The organism is Mycolicibacterium sichuanense (assembly GCF_033741125.1).
Classification (GTDB): Bacteria; Actinomycetota; Actinomycetes; order Mycobacteriales; family Mycobacteriaceae; genus Mycobacterium.
The window spans coordinates 66835-80818 of the sequence record NZ_JAWQPU010000007.1 but is presented as its reverse complement, the minus strand read 5'-3'; the positions used below and the strand labels follow the sequence as shown (position 1 = coordinate 80818).

At 68.1% G+C, this 13984-nt stretch carries 14 protein-coding genes; 10 read left to right on the top strand and 4 right to left on the bottom strand.

Annotated features, from left to right (window positions below; all coding sequences use genetic code 11):
- Window positions 1-13 precede the first annotated feature (13 nt).
- Both phoU and SBI80_RS21110 read left to right on the top strand, forming a co-directional pair.
- Complete coding sequence (gene phoU / locus SBI80_RS21115; RefSeq protein ID WP_318976781.1) at window positions 14-661, top strand: phosphate signaling complex protein PhoU; 648 nt, start codon at window positions 14-16, stop codon at window positions 659-661.
- A gap of 148 nt (window positions 662-809) precedes the next feature.
- On the top strand, window positions 810-1406 hold the full coding sequence (locus SBI80_RS21110) for an Rv1733c family protein (RefSeq protein WP_318976780.1): 597 nt from the start codon (window positions 810-812) through the stop codon (window positions 1404-1406).
- Window positions 1407-1414: 8 nt separating this feature from the next.
- Here SBI80_RS21110 and SBI80_RS21105 read toward each other — a convergent pair whose 3' ends face one another.
- Window positions 1415-1720: a hypothetical protein gene (locus tag SBI80_RS21105; protein ID WP_318976779.1), complete on the bottom strand. Its 306-nt coding sequence runs from the start codon at window positions 1718-1720 to the stop codon at window positions 1415-1417.
- A gap of 132 nt (window positions 1721-1852) precedes the next feature.
- On the opposite strand from SBI80_RS21105, the gene SBI80_RS21100 reads away from it, so the two are divergent.
- Both SBI80_RS21100 and SBI80_RS21095 read left to right on the top strand, forming a co-directional pair.
- Window positions 1853-2593 (top strand): SDR family oxidoreductase, encoded by a 741-nt coding sequence (locus tag SBI80_RS21100; RefSeq protein WP_318976778.1) that lies wholly within the window; start codon window positions 1853-1855, stop codon window positions 2591-2593.
- A 124-nt stretch (window positions 2594-2717) separates the two neighbouring features.
- Window positions 2718-3188: a hypothetical protein gene (locus SBI80_RS21095; RefSeq protein WP_318976777.1), complete on the top strand. Its 471-nt coding sequence runs from the start codon at window positions 2718-2720 to the stop codon at window positions 3186-3188.
- A gap of 13 nt (window positions 3189-3201) precedes the next feature.
- Here SBI80_RS21095 and SBI80_RS21090 read toward each other — a convergent pair whose 3' ends face one another.
- Together SBI80_RS21090 and SBI80_RS21085 are read right to left on the bottom strand one after the other, a co-directional pair.
- Window positions 3202-4197: a glycoside hydrolase family 6 protein gene (locus tag SBI80_RS21090; RefSeq protein WP_413232768.1), complete on the bottom strand. Its 996-nt coding sequence runs from the start codon at window positions 4195-4197 to the stop codon at window positions 3202-3204.
- Window positions 4198-4293: 96 nt separating this feature from the next.
- Complete coding sequence (locus tag SBI80_RS21085; protein ID WP_318976775.1) at window positions 4294-4695, bottom strand: winged helix-turn-helix transcriptional regulator; 402 nt, start codon at window positions 4693-4695, stop codon at window positions 4294-4296.
- Window positions 4696-5056: 361 nt separating this feature from the next.
- Between SBI80_RS21085 and SBI80_RS21080 the strand changes: the two genes are divergently transcribed.
- The 3 genes from SBI80_RS21080 to alsS are packed head-to-tail and all read left to right on the top strand — an operon-like array spanning window position 5057 to window position 7792.
- On the top strand, window positions 5057-5371 hold the full coding sequence (locus tag SBI80_RS21080) for a cupin domain-containing protein (protein ID WP_318976774.1): 315 nt from the start codon (window positions 5057-5059) through the stop codon (window positions 5369-5371).
- Between the two features lie 26 nt (window positions 5372-5397).
- Window positions 5398-6120: an acetolactate decarboxylase gene (budA, locus tag SBI80_RS21075; RefSeq protein ID WP_318976773.1), complete on the top strand. Its 723-nt coding sequence runs from the start codon at window positions 5398-5400 to the stop codon at window positions 6118-6120.
- A gap of 1 nt (window position 6121) precedes the next feature.
- Window positions 6122-7792 carry an acetolactate synthase AlsS gene (gene alsS / locus SBI80_RS21070; RefSeq protein WP_318976772.1) on the top strand — a complete coding sequence of 557 codons (1671 nt, stop codon included), beginning with the start codon at window positions 6122-6124 and terminating at the stop codon, window positions 7790-7792.
- On the opposite strand, the gene SBI80_RS21065 is transcribed toward alsS, so the two are convergent.
- Window positions 7789-9447, bottom strand: a complete 1659-nt coding sequence (locus tag SBI80_RS21065; protein ID WP_318976771.1) for an ABC-F family ATP-binding cassette domain-containing protein — start codon at window positions 9445-9447, stop codon at window positions 7789-7791. The two genes, alsS and SBI80_RS21065, sit on opposite strands and share 4 nt — an antisense overlap.
- Window positions 9448-9567: 120 nt before the next feature.
- On the opposite strand from SBI80_RS21065, the gene SBI80_RS21060 reads away from it, so the two are divergent.
- The 3 genes from SBI80_RS21060 (at window position 9568) to SBI80_RS21050 (ending at window position 13971) form a co-directional block, all read left to right on the top strand.
- Window positions 9568-10599: a fused (3R)-hydroxyacyl-ACP dehydratase subunits HadA/HadB gene (locus SBI80_RS21060; protein WP_318976770.1), complete on the top strand. Its 1032-nt coding sequence runs from the start codon at window positions 9568-9570 to the stop codon at window positions 10597-10599.
- A 132-nt stretch (window positions 10600-10731) separates the two neighbouring features.
- On the top strand, window positions 10732-12015 hold the full coding sequence (locus tag SBI80_RS21055) for a cation:proton antiporter (protein WP_318976769.1): 1284 nt from the start codon (window positions 10732-10734) through the stop codon (window positions 12013-12015).
- 201 nt (window positions 12016-12216) lie between these two features.
- Window positions 12217-13971 (top strand): NAD(P)/FAD-dependent oxidoreductase, encoded by a 1755-nt coding sequence (locus SBI80_RS21050; RefSeq protein ID WP_318976768.1) that lies wholly within the window; start codon window positions 12217-12219, stop codon window positions 13969-13971.
- Window positions 13972-13984 lie beyond the last annotated feature (13 nt).

Here is a 13984-nt window from a genome sequence, read left to right as displayed (position 1 = left end):
TAACAATTGCTCTGTGCGCAATGACTTCCATGGCGAGCTCGACTCGCTGACCAGCACGCTGAGCCAGATGTGCGGACTCGCCGGCCTTGCCATGGAGCGAGCCACCCAGGCGCTGCTGCAGGCCGACCTGGTGCTGGCCGAACAGGTCATCACCGACCACGAGCAGCTGACCCTCATGCAGACCCGGGCCGAGGAGGCCTCGCTGCTGCTGCTGGCACTGCAGGCTCCCGTGGCCGGGGACCTGCGCGTGGTGGTCAGCTCCATGCAGAACGTCGCGGATGCCGAGCGGATGGGCGGGCTGGCTTTGCACGTGGCCAAGATCGCCCGCCGTCGCCATCCCGATCACGCGGTGCCGGAGGAGGTCAACGGCTACTTCGCCGAAATGGGGCGGATCGCCGTGGATCTCGGCAACAACGCCAAGGAGGTGGTGCTGGCGCGCGACCCCGAACAAGCCGCTCAGATCGGGCGCGATGACGAAGCCATGGACGTGCTGCACCGTCACCTGTTCACCCTCATGATGGACAAGGAGTGGAGCCACGGTGTCGCGGCCGCCGTCGACGTCACCCTGCTCGGCCGCTTCTACGAGCGCTTCGCCGACCATGCAGCCCAGATCGGGCGCCGCGTCGTCTTCCAGGTCACCGGCACGACTCCCGAGCTGTGACCCACGCCGCTACGCAGTTTGCCAGCGATCGCGCGTCGCTGTGATGTCCGTCGCGATGGCGCCGTCGGAGTTGGCGCCTCCACCTCGGCGATGCCACCATCGAAAGGGTGTTGGACCCGATCGCTAGACATCTACCCTGGATGCGTTGATGGACTTTCAATCGTTTGCTCGATCCGTCCGTCGCCAGCTCACCGCGCTTGGACGCAACCCGCTCGTACGCACCAGCGATCGACTCGAGGCATTCGCCGTGCTGGCCGTGCTGGTGATCGGACTGCTGGCCATTCCACTGGCCGCCCGCGTAGAGGACGAGAACTACCGCGCCAGGCTCCCCACCGCCATCGAGGAAATGCAGACCCGGCATTCCGTCCAGGCCGTTGCCGTCGAGGGCAGCAACGGCTTGCCGACGGACTTCTACAATCCCAACTACGTGCGGGTGCAGTGGCACGAAGGCACGCGGGTCCGCACCGAGGAGGTCGTCAGCCCCGGCACCATCAAGGCCGGCGATCCCCTCGTGATCTGGCTGGACCAGACCGGCAAGGTCGTCACCACCCCCCTCACGCCGGGTGACGTCGAGTTCAGTGCAGTCACCGTCGGATGGACGGTGTGGGTGATGGCCGTGGTCTTCAGCGGTCTGGCCGCCGTCGCGGTCCGGGTCTGGCTGGACCGTTCACGGTCGCGGGCCTGGGAGCGCGAGCTGACGTTGATGGCGCACAACGACGACGGTTGGGCCAACCGCCGGGCCTAGCGGATCGCCTAGCCCGGCCCTGCACCCGGACTCGGCACGTCTGCCTGCCAGCGCGCGCGGCGCTGCGCGGCGGTCTGTTCCCACCACGGCGGTCTGCCCCGCTCGCCAAGCGCGACCTTTGCCGCATGGACGCCGGCCCGCGCCGTCGATTCCTCGTCGGTGCCCTTGGTCCGCCGTACTTCTCGGCGCCAGGACATCAGGATGGCGACGAGCTCGGCCCGGCGTTCCTCGGGAATGTCGGGGTCGGTGGCGCGCCAGCGCCGTCCGCCGATCACGCGGTAGCGGCCGTCGTCGGTCAGCGGCGGATCACTCACCTCCCCAGCGTAGGTTCGGGATCAATGCCTTATCGTGACCTTATTTAAGCCTTAGTTTTCTTAGAAATACGCGTAGGGTGTACCCCGTGGAGCCTCCCAGGCGACGCAATCGATCCACGGAAGGAACCCGACATGACGTCTGCACCCGAGCGAATCGTCCTGATCACCGGCGCATCGAGGGGGATCGGCGCGGAGGTGGCACAGCTGCTGGCCGCCGCCGATACGCACGTCATCGTGAACTACCGGGAGAAGTCCAAGCGCGCCGAGACCATCGCCGACGCCATTCGCCACGCCGGCGGGCAGGCCTCTACGATGGCCGCCGACCTGTCCGACGCCGCGTCCGCCGCGGCGATGATGGACGCGATCGCCGCACGGTTCGGTCGCCTGGACGCACTGATCCTCAACGCCTCCGGCGGCCTGGAGCTGGGCGCCGATCCCGGCTACGCGATGCGACTCAACCGCGATGCCCAGCGACGCCTCGCCCTGCTGTCGATGCCACTGATGCCCGTCGGCGGCCGAATCGTGTTCGTCACCAGCCATCAGGCCCACTTCTTCCCCCACAAGGCGGTGCCGAAGGGGTACTCGGCAGTGGCCGCGAGCAAGCGAGCCGGTGAGACCGCGCTCTACTCGATGCGTTCGGAGTTCGACCACGCGGGGATCCACTTCTCGGTGGTCTCCGGCGACATGATCGACGGGACGATCATCGTCCGGCTGCTACACCGCCGTGACCCCGATGCGGTGCAGGCCCGTCGCAACGCGGCGCCCCTCCCCACGGTCAATCAGTTCGCCACGGCGATCGCCAACGCGGCCACCAGCCCGAATCCGCCCGGCATCGTCTACGTCGGAGGCGCCGACTACCTGGTGACCGCCTGACCCGGCCGCCGTGTCTGCATCGTGATGGAAGTTTGTCCCAAACGTCACATGGGTAACTCTTGTAACAGCGTGATGGCAACCACGCCGCAAGGTCCGCGACGAAAGAGATGAATGGGACACCGCAATGAACACCGTCTTGTACTTCAGCGCCAACGGCGCGGTCTATGAAACCCGCGCCTACAGCAAGGTAGACATCGACCAGCTCGTCCAGTCCAAGGGATTGCAGTGCTTCACCAGCGCCGATCGACAGTTCGACTTCTGGTTCAGCCCGTCGACGCCCCGCTGCCAACGTCGGGTCAACCGCATCGCGACCGAGCTCCTGCTGGCCACCACGTCCTTCAGCGCCCGTACCGTGCCGCTGCTGCACGGCGCCGTCGTCGTCGCCACCCATGACTCCGAAGGCGATCTGGACGGCCTCAGCTGGCAGCAGCTCGACCTACTGGCCCGCAAGTCGCGGTCGCTGACCAAGCGGCAGGAGCGGGCGATTGCTCGCCGGATCGATCGCGACGACCTACGCCGCCGTCGCCTGGTCGAGGCCCCGCGCACCGCTCCCGTGCGTCAGGAACCCGCCGTCGGCACGCCGGTCCTGCACTGAACTCGGATCGCTCCTACTGGCCCGCGTTGCGGGCCAGTTCGATGGCATACGAGTTGACGAAACGGCCCGGTCCGGGGTCGCCGCGCCCGCAGCTTCCGTCGGACTCACCAGGGCGCTTGACCCACAGGTAGGCGTCTGCGTGTGCCCCCGAGGTGGCAGTGCTGGGGGCGACACCCAGTGCCCGGCCGCTCGGGTTGCACCAGGCCAAGTCTCCGTCAGCCGGTCCGGCACCGTTGCGCGACGTGTCGATCACGTAATGCGAACCGTTGGTGAGACCAGAGATGGCCTCCGCGTACCCGGTCTCCTCGTCGGTGGTGAAGAAGTTCGCGGTGTTGACGCTGAAGCCCCGCGCCTTGGCCACGCCGACCTGGTTGAGCCGCGCCGCCATCTCGTCCACGCCGACCCAGCGGGAGTGCCCGGCATCGACGTAGACCGCCGTGGCCGGGTTCTGCGTGAGCGTGTCGACGGCGTAGCGCATCAGGTCGAAGCGTTCTTGCCGCTGCTCGCCCGACAGGCAGTCGGCCATCGCCAACGCGTCGGGCTCGAGGATGATCGCGGCCGGGCCGCCCCCGATGTCGGCGGCGACGGTGTCGATCCAGCTCCGGTAGGACGCTGCCGACCCGAAGCCGCCCGCCGCGAAGCTGCCGCAGTCGCGGTGCGGGATGCCATAGAGCGCGAGGATCGGGACCGCACCGGACGCCTGTGCCGCAGCGATGTACTTCGCGTCGACCGCAGGGGTGGACAACTGGTCCATCCAATACGCCTGCGGTGTGTTGGCGATGGCCGTCAGCTCGGGGCTGGGCGGGTTGGCTCCCTGGGCAGCCCGCATGGCCGCGGAGTTCGGGTTGACGTACATCGGCGCGCCGGCCAACGGGTTCGCGTCGCTGGCCAGCCGTACCGGGGCGGAGGCGACGTGGCCCGCCTGGGCCGAGCTCACCAGGCCGGCCACCACCGCGACCGCCAGGAGCGCAGGAAACCACCGGGCGAGCGCGCCAACACCAGAAGACATCACCCCAGGAAAAATAGTGGGGCCGCTCCGTCCACGCCAATCACCACCCCCGAGCCCGCCGTGGTCGTCCGAACCGCGGACGAACCGGCCCGCTCCCTACGCGCCGCGGCGGATCAGGCTGACGTCGCCCGCAGGCACGTCAACCCCGTCGCGGCGCCGGAACGCGACGCCCACCCGCTGACCGGTGGCGGTTTCGACGAAGCGGTAGTCGCTGCTGTCGGGTCTGGCCAGGTGCACGTGACCCCACTGACCGATGGCCGCCAACACCGAGCTCAGCTCCCGCCCGGCCGCAGTCAGTTCGTAGCGACCGCGTCGGCGCGCACCAGGTTCCTGATAGTCGACGACCTCGAGGATGTCCTCGGCCACCAGCTCGGACAACCGAGCGCTCAGCACGTCCGACGGTATGCCGAGCTCGTCGCGGAACTCGGAGAAGCGGGTCCGGCCAAGCAGCGCCTCACGGACGATGAGGACCGCCCACCGCTGCCCAAGAACGGACATCGTGCGAGCGATTGGACATGCGTCGTCTGACCAAACCACCGGTGACATCGCCACATTCTACGTGGGTTGGCGAGGCCAACCTAGAAGATCACCTCGCGCGGAGCACGCCGTCCGCCACCGTGGGACGTCACGCCTAGAGGGGCGCTTGCGGGTAACCCCCACCGACGGTTGCAGTCCACCACCATCCGAGTCTCTCGGTACCGGGGATGACGCCTGGGTTCGCCACCTGGACAGTGGAGCCATGCCCGAGTCAGCTGACCGCACCGCAGCCGGGTGGACAGTGAGTCCACCGAGTTCTCGAAACGATTGCCGACTCTCCGGCAACGCGGGAACCAACGACCAATGAAGAGCGGATGACGACGTGATCAACGCCTACCGTCTGTGCACCGGCCCCGACGGCAACTCGCACGTCGAGCGCGAAAGCATCGCCGTCGATCCCATCATCGGCGCAAAGTCGTTGCTGTTCAAGGAGACTGCGGCACACTCGTCGCTCGACTGGCACAACGGTCCGACCCCGCAGTACGTGATCACACTGTCCGGTGTGCTCGAGTTCACCACGGTCGGCGGTGACACGTTCACCATCCGTCCCGGTGACGTACTGTTGGCCACCGACCACACCGGCACCGGGCACCGGTGGCGCCTCATCGACACTCACTTCGTGCCCGACCGATCATGACTGCACTGCCCGGGGGAACCGATCGCATGACTTCGCCAGACGCTGCCCAGATCTATCAGTCCGCGACGATGGAGGCGCTGCTCAGCGGTGTCTACGACGGCGCGCTGACGATTCGAGAACTGTTGAACCACGGCGATTTCGGGCTTGGCACGTTCAACGGCCTCGACGGTGAGCTGCTGATTCTGGACTCCACCTGCCATCGACTCCGCTCGGACGGCAGCGCCACCCAGGTCTCCCTCGACGAACGGGTCCCGTTCGCCGTGGTCACCCGGTTCCAGCCGCAGATCACCCTCGACATCACCGAGCCGCTCGACCGCACGGCCGTCACCGCACTGGTCGACGATGCGGTGGGGAGCGCCAATTCGATGGCGGCGGTTCACGTCACGGGCAGATTCGAGACGATTCGCACCCGCACCGTCACCCGGCAGGAGCGGCCGTACCGGCCCTTCACCGAGGCGACCCACGACCAGCGCGAGGTCGCCTCGACCGACGTGACGGGAACGCTCGCCGGGTTCCGCATGCCCCCTTGGATGCAGGGGATCTCGGTGGCCGGCTATCACGCCCACTTCCTCGACGCCGACCGCACCCGGGGCGGCCACGCCCTCGGCTACCGGCTCGTCCGGGGCACCGTCGACATCGGCGTGTACACCGAATTCCACCTCAGCCTGCCTCGCACGGCGCAGTTCGAACAGGCCAATCTGACCGATGACGACGCCGACGGACAGATCCGCCGGACCGAGGGAGCATGACATGACCACCCAGCCCACACGTTCGGCGCAGACCGTGGTGGATACGTTGTCCGCCTACGGGGTTCGCTACGTCTTCGGCATTCCCGGTGCCAAGATCGACGCGGTCTTCGACGCGCTCGCCGACGGTGGACCGCAGCTGGTGCTGTGCCGGCACGAGCAGAACGCGGCATTCATGGCGGCCGCCGTCGGACGGCTCACCGGAACCCCCGGTGTTGCGCTGGTGACCTCGGGACCCGGCACCACCAACCTCGCCACCGGGCTGGTGACGGCCAACACCGAGCAGGACCCGATGGTCGCGATCTGCGGGGCCGTCGGGCGAGCGGACCGGCTCAAGCGCACCCACCAGTCGATGAACGCCGCGGCGCTGCTGGACACCGTGACCAAGTACACCGGTGAGGTGACCCACCCGGACAACACCCCAGAGGCGGTGGCCAACGCATTGCGCGCGGCCAGCACGGTGCCACGCGGCGCGGCCGCGGTCGTGCTGCCCGCCGACGTGGCGGCCGAACCCACTACGTCGACGATCGCCGCACCAATCCCGCCGGCTCCCCTAGGTGCCGCGCCGGCCGAACGAATCTCGCGCGCAGCCGATCTCGTTCGCGGGGCCGAACGGCCAGTGCTGCTGGTCGGCATGCGCGGCGGCGACCCACGCGCCTGCGCGGCGCTGCGGGACCTGCTCGCGGTCACCGAACTCCCCGTCGTCGAGACGTTCCAGGCCGCCGGCGTAGTGTCACGCGACCTCGAGGAGCACTACCTGGGGCGCGTCGGGTTGTTCCGCAACCAACCCGGTGACGTCCTGCTCGCCCATGCCGACGTCGTCCTCGCCGTCGGCTTCGATCCGGTCGAGTACGACCCCCGGCTGTGGAACCTCGACCCGGCCCGGACCGTGATCCACCTCGACGAGATCGCTGCCGACATCGACACCCACTACCAACCCGCGCTCGAACTCCGGGGAGACGTCGAAGCCACCCTCCGCGCCCTCACCCCCGAACTGTCGGGGCTGCGGTCCGCCGAGAGCGCCGCCGCGGCCGCGGCCGAACAGCGCGCTGCGCTGGTCGCCATCGATGCGGCCGCGGCCGCCCACCCCGACACCGAGGTCGGCGTCAACCCCGCGGCGCTGGTGCTCAAGATCCGCGATCTCATCGACGACGACACCACCGTCGCCTGCGACATCGGGTCGAACTACATCTACACCGCGCGGCACCTGCGCGCCTACGAGCCGAGACGACTGCTGTTCTCCAACGGTCAGCAGACCCTCGGCGTGGCGCTGCCGTGGGCCATCGCCGCCGCCCTCGTCCGGCCAGACAGCCAGGTGGTGTCCATCTCCGGAGATGGCGGCTTCCTATTCAGCGCACAGGAATTGGAGACGGCCGCCCGGCTCGGCGTCAGTTTCACCCACGTCCTGATGCGCGACGACACCTATGACATGGTGGGTTTCCAGGAGAAGCTGAAGTACGGCCGCGAATCAGGTGTGCAGCTCGGCGAATACGACATCACCCATTACGCCGCGGCCTTCGGCGCCAAGGGAGTTCGGGTGGATTCGCTGGCGCACTTCGCCACGGCATTCGAGAAGTCGCTTCGCGATCCCGGTGTCACGATCATCGACGTGCGCGTCGACTACCACGCCAACACCGACCTGGCGAAGCAGCTGCACACCGGCGTGCTGGACTAGGACTCGGTGACCCGCCCACCGTCCACCCGCCACGTGCGATCCAGCCGGACGTTCTGCAACATCCTGCGGTCATGGGTCACCAGCAGGAGCGCACCGTCGTAGGGCTCCAGCGCCTGCTCGAGCTGTTCGATCGCGGCGAGGTCGAGGTGGTTGGTGGGCTCGTCGAGCACCAGCACGTTGGTTCCGCGCGCCTGCAGCAGCGCCAGGCCTGCGCGAGTCCGCTCGCCGGGTGACAGGTCGTCCACCGAACGTTCCACGTGGTCGGCACGCAGGCCGAACTTCGCGAGCAGAGTGCGCACGTCGGCCGTCGTCCACGTGGGCACCCGCTGTTCGAAGCGGTCGACGAGTCGTTCGGATCCGGTGAAATCCGCTCGAGCCTGGTCGATCTCACCGATCGCGACGCTGGCGCCCAGGCTGGCCCGGCCCTCGTCGGGCCGTTGTCTGCCGAGCAGGAGCCGCAGCAGCGTCGACTTCCCGGCCCCGTTCGGCCCGGTGATCCCGATCCGCTCACCGGCGTCGACTCGTAGCGACACCGGCCCGAGGACGAAGTCACCCTGGCGCACCAGCGCCCCGTCGAGCGTGGCGACGACCGAACTGGACCGCGGCGCAGCGCCGATGGTGAATTCGAGGTTCCACTCCTTGCGGGGCTCTTCGACCTCCTCGAGCCGGGCGATGCGGCTCTCCATCTGGCGCACCTTCTGCGCCTGCTTCTCACTGGACTCGGTGGCGGCCCGGCGCCGGTTCTTGTCGTTGTCGGGGGCCTTGCGCATCGCGTTGCGGACGCCCTGGCTGGACCACTCCCGCTGGATGCGGGCCCGCGTCACCAGATCGGCCTTCTTGTCCGCGAATTCGTCGTACTGCTCACGCCGGTGCCGGCGGAGGACCTCGCGCTCGGCGAGATAGCTCTCGTACCCACCACCGAAAACCGTGGTGGTGTTCTGCGCCAGATCCAGCTCCAGGACGCGAGTCACCGTGCGAGCCAGGAATTCCCGGTCATGACTCACCAGCACCACGCCGCCGCGCAGCTCGCGGACGAACTGTTCGAGCCGCGCGAGTCCGTCCAGGTCGAGATCGTTGGTCGGTTCGTCGAGCAGGACGATGTCGAATCGCGACAGCATCAGCGCCGCCAGACCCACCCGGGCCGCCTGGCCGCCCGAGAGTGCCGTCATCGGCGTCGAATCCGGCCGGACCGCCTCCGAGTCCAGTCCCAGGTCGGCCAGCACCGCGGGCAATCGTTCGTCGAGATCCGCGGCGCCGGTGGCCAGCCAATGATCCAGCGCCGCAGCGTAGGCGTCAGCCGGATCACCCTCGGCCGAGCTCGGGTCGGCCAGCGCCGCGGCGGCAGCGTCCATGGCCCGCGTCGCCTCGGCGCATCCCGTCCGCCGCGCGATGTAGGCGGCAACGGTCTCGCCAGGAACCCGCTCGTGTTCCTGGGGCAGCCACCCCACGAACGCGTCGGCCGGTGCGAGGCTGAGGGTGCCCTCGAGCGGTTCGAGGTCCCCGGCCAGGATTCGCAGCAGCGCGCTCTTGCCCGCGCCGTTGGCGCCGACGACCCCGATGACATCGCCGGGGGCAACGGTCACGTCGAGCCCCTCGAAGAGGGTTCGGTGGGCGAAGCCACCGGCCACGTCCTTCACGACGAGCGTTGCGGTCATTGCTCCATCGTCGCACCAGCTGTGGGGCGGCGGCGGCGACGTGGATCGCCGAGGCCCCGGCCCGCTAGGGTGCTGTGGGTCGGCCCCGGCCGAGGGGCGAAGAGGAAGTTGGGCGCATTCATGACCGCAGCAGCAGAAACGTCGCCGCTCGAAGCGCGGGTGGGCAGCTACTACCAGATGGACGGCACCTACCTGGTCGGCCGCGAGAAGCTGCGCGAGTACGCCCGCGCCGTGCAGGACTACCACCCCGCGCACTGGGACGTCGCCGCCGCCGCCAAGCTGGGCTACCCGGACGTGATCGCGCCGCTGACCTTCACCTCGGCGCCGGGCATGCAATGCAATCGGCGCATGTTCGAGGAGATCGTCGTCGGTTACGACACCTACCTGCAGACCGAAGAGGTCTTCGAGCAGCACCGCCCGATCGTCGCCGGTGACGAACTGGTCATCGACGTCGAGCTGACCTCTGTTCGCCGGACCGCGGGCCGGGACTTCATCACCGTCACGAACACCTTCACCGACGCCGACGGCCAGCGGGTGCACACCCTGCACACCACCGTCGTCGGCGTGACCGGCGAGGACATCGACGCCGGGGTCAAGGCCGCGGTGCAAAAGGCGATGATGCACGACATGAACATCATCGACATCCCGGGATCGGATGGCGACTACGACAAGGAGCTGCGGCCCGCCGGCGAGGTCCGAATCTCCGACGGCGGTCTGACCCGCACGTCGGGAGCCCGAAGGTTCGACGAGGTCCGGGTCGGTGACGAGCTCCCCACCCACCACACCCGGCTATCGCGCGGCGACCTGGTGAACTATGCCGGCGTGGCCGGTGACGCCAACCCGATCCACTGGGACGAGGCCATCGCCAAGCTGGCGGGGCTGCCCGACGTGATCGCTCACGGGATGCTCACCATGGGATTGGGCGCCGGCTTCGCCAACGAGTGGATCGGTGACCCCGGCGCGGTGACCCGTTACGCCGTGCGCCTGTCCCAACCCGCGATCGTGTCGGCGACAGAGGGCGCCGACATCGAGTTCAGCGGCAAGGTCAAGTCGCTGGACCCGCAGACCCGGTCCGGCGTCGTGCTGGTGGGCGCGAAGTCCGACGGCCGCAAGATCTTCGGGCTGGCGACGTTGACCGTGCGCTTCGGCTGAGCTGGCCGTCCGTCCGTGGTCTCCGACCGTGTGTCGTGATCATGACGGATCCCGCACTACGCGGCCGTGTCGTCGGTGGCGGTCTACTCTGCTCTGCGTGACGCCCTGCCGCCGCCTCGGAAATCCCCGTTCGTGCCCGCACCGGTAGCCGTTCACTTCTTCCTCGAACTGGCCGTCATCCTGCTGGCCTGCCGGGCTATGGGGATGGTGGCCCGCCGCTTCGGGCAACCACAGGTGGTCGGAGAGATGATCGCCGGTGTCGTCCTCGGGCCCTCACTGCTGGGTCTGATCGCGCCCGAGGTCCAGCACTCCCTGTTTCCCACGGGACCGGCCAACACCGTGCTCTACACCATGGCGCAAATCGGCCTGGTGCTCTACATGTTCCTCATCGGGCTCAACTTCGACGTCCACCTGATCAAGCACCGGGCGGGGACCGCGGCCGCGGTGTCATCGGCCGGCATCCTGGTGCCGCTGGGCCTGGGCGCTCTGATCGCCGGGCCCCTGATCGCGCACGGTTCGTTCTTCGGAGACGACGTCACCCTGGTCATGGCGATGCTGTTCCTCGGTGCGTCGATCGCCACGACGGCGTTCCCCATGCTTGCGCGCATCATCTTCGAGAAGCGGCTCGCCGGAACGTCCTTGGGCACCCTTGCCCTGGCCTGTGGCGCCACCGACGACGCACTGTCCTGGTGCATCCTCGCGATCGTGCTGGCGATGAACCGGGACAGCCCCGGCCTCGCCGTCATGGCCATCGCCGGGGGAATCCTCTACGCGCTGCTGGTCCTCACCGTCGGCCGCCGGGCGCTGGGCGTCCTCGGTCCGATGTCGGAGCGTCGCGGTGCCATCAGCGCACCCATGCTCGGAGTCGTGCTGTGCGTGCTCATGCTGTGCGCCTGGTTCACCGACACCATCGGCATCTACGCGATCTTCGGTGCCTTCATCCTGGGCATCGCCATGCCCTCCGGCTTCTTCGCCCAGCGCCTCACCACCACGCTCGAGCCGCTGGTGACCACTTTCCTGCTACCGCTGTTCTTCGTCTACTCCGGCCTGAACACTCAGATCGGCCTGGTCGACACCCCGGCGCTCTGGGCCCTCACCCTGGGACTGCTCGTGGTCTCGATCGCGGGAAAGGGCGTCGCGTGCACGCTGGCGGCTCGGCTCAAGCGGGTGCCCATGCGGGAATCCGTCGCACTCGGTGCCCTGATGAACGCGCGCGGCCTGATCGAGCTCATCCTGCTCAACATCGGGCTCCAAGCCGGCATCATCACCCCGACGCTCTTCACGATCCTGGTCCTGGTAGCCATCGTGACGACGCTGATGGCCTCCCCCATCTTCGAGTTCGTGTACGGACGGCACCGTGTTCCGGACTTGCCCGCCGGTGGGCAGTCGCCGCGGGTCGACATCGGCGAGACGTAAGGGTTTGTTCACAAATTGACGTCCGCGTCCGCCCGCCGCGGCGGCATCACGAATGATCTTGACCGCGAGCCGAATTCGAACCGCGCCCGCACGGTGTCATCCGTGTAGCCGTAGGTTCTGGGCCGCGGGCAGCGGTTCCGATCCGTGTTACGTTCGATCAGCCGAGTGACTTCTTCGACGTGACCCGAGGGAAGGTGGCGCGTGGACGTACGAGCGCAACTGGCGCAACTGAGTTCGGAGCACCGAGATGCGCTCGCGCGCAAGATCCAGGCGCGGCTGTCCGCGGCGGGAACGGCCGCCACCGATCACGACGTCAGCATCGTCGGCGGCGGTGTCGCCGCGCTGACGCTCGCGCTCGAACTCACGCGGGCCCGTCCCGGCACCCGGATCCTCATCGTCGAGCCGAACCCCCACCCGGTCCCCGAGATCACCCACACCGTCGGTGAGTCGACCGTCGAGGTGTCGGCCCACTACCTCCGCGACCGGCTGGGCCTCGGTGATCACCTGAACACCGCCCAGCTGCGCAAGATGGGGTTGCGGATGTTCTTCTCACGGGACGGCAACACCGACATCGCCAGGCGGACCGAACTAGGCAGCTCCACGTTCACGGCGCAGACCACCTATCAGATCGACCGCGGCAGGCTGGAGAACGAACTGCACCGCCGATGTCTGGCCGCCGGGGTCGACGTCAAGTCCGGTCGCGTCCGGACCATCGAGGTCGGCAGCGGTGCCACCCCGCACACCCTGACCATCCAGAGCGACGATGCCGTCACCCAGCGCACCGCCCGCTGGGTGGTCGACGCGTCCGGTCGCAACCGGACCCTGCCCAGGGAGCTGGATCTCAAGCGCTCCAACGGCCATCACTGCAACGCCGCCTGGTTTCGCGTCGCGGCCGAGATCGACGTGGGCCGCTGGAGCGACGACCCGGCGTGGCACGCCCGCCTCGCCGAGGGGGATCGGGCATTCTCGACCAATCATCTGATGGGCGAAGGCTATTGGGTGTGGCTCATCCGACTGGCCTCGGGCGCCACCAGTGTCGGCATCGTCGCCGATCCCGAGTTCCATGCGTTCGACGACTTCAACACCCTCGCCAAGGCCAAGTCGTGGCTGGCCAGCCACGAGCCGCAGTGCGCCGCCGAGGTGGCGCGGCACGACATCATGGACTTCCGGGTGATGAAGCACTACAGCCACACCGTGACCAAGATGTTCGACGGTGGCGACCGTTGGTGCCTGACCGGTGACGCCGGGGTCTTCCTCGATCCGCTGTACTCGTCGGGTCTCGATCTCGTCGCCATCGGCAATGGTCTGGTCACCGACATGGTCACGCGCGACCTCGACGGTGAGGACGTCGCCGCCCGCGCGGGCATCGGCGACTCGCTGTTCCGCTCACTAACCGACATGTGGCTCAACATCTATCGGGACCAGTACCCGTTGATGGGGTCGCCCGCCGTCATGTCGGCAAAGGTGATCTGGGACATCGCGTTCTACTGGGGATTCGTCGGTTTGCTCTACGGCAACGACCGTTTCACCCGGGTCGCCGACCAGCCGGACGTCGTCCCGCACCTGCAGGGGCTGATCGATCTCAGCAACCGGATGCAGGCGTTCTTCCGCGAGTGGGCCGCCGTCGAGCGCGCCGAAGGGCCCGCGACCTTCGTCGACCTCTACGCACCGCTCGACTTCATGGTCACACTGCACCACGCGATGATGGGCACGGCGGACGACTTCACCGCCCAGTTCCACGCGAACGGCCGACTTCTGCGCCAGGTGGCGGGCCATGTCATCGAGACCGTGCTCGACGACAAGTCCTCGAACTTCGCCGACGATGCCGTCATGCAGCAGATGCAAGCCTGGCAGCGGGACTCCCTGCTACGCGAGCTGCGCTCCATCTACCGCCGCGAGCAGGCGATCAGCCCAATCACCGAGAATTGGATCGTCAGTCCTGCACCCGCGCTGTGAGTTTCGCCGGGTG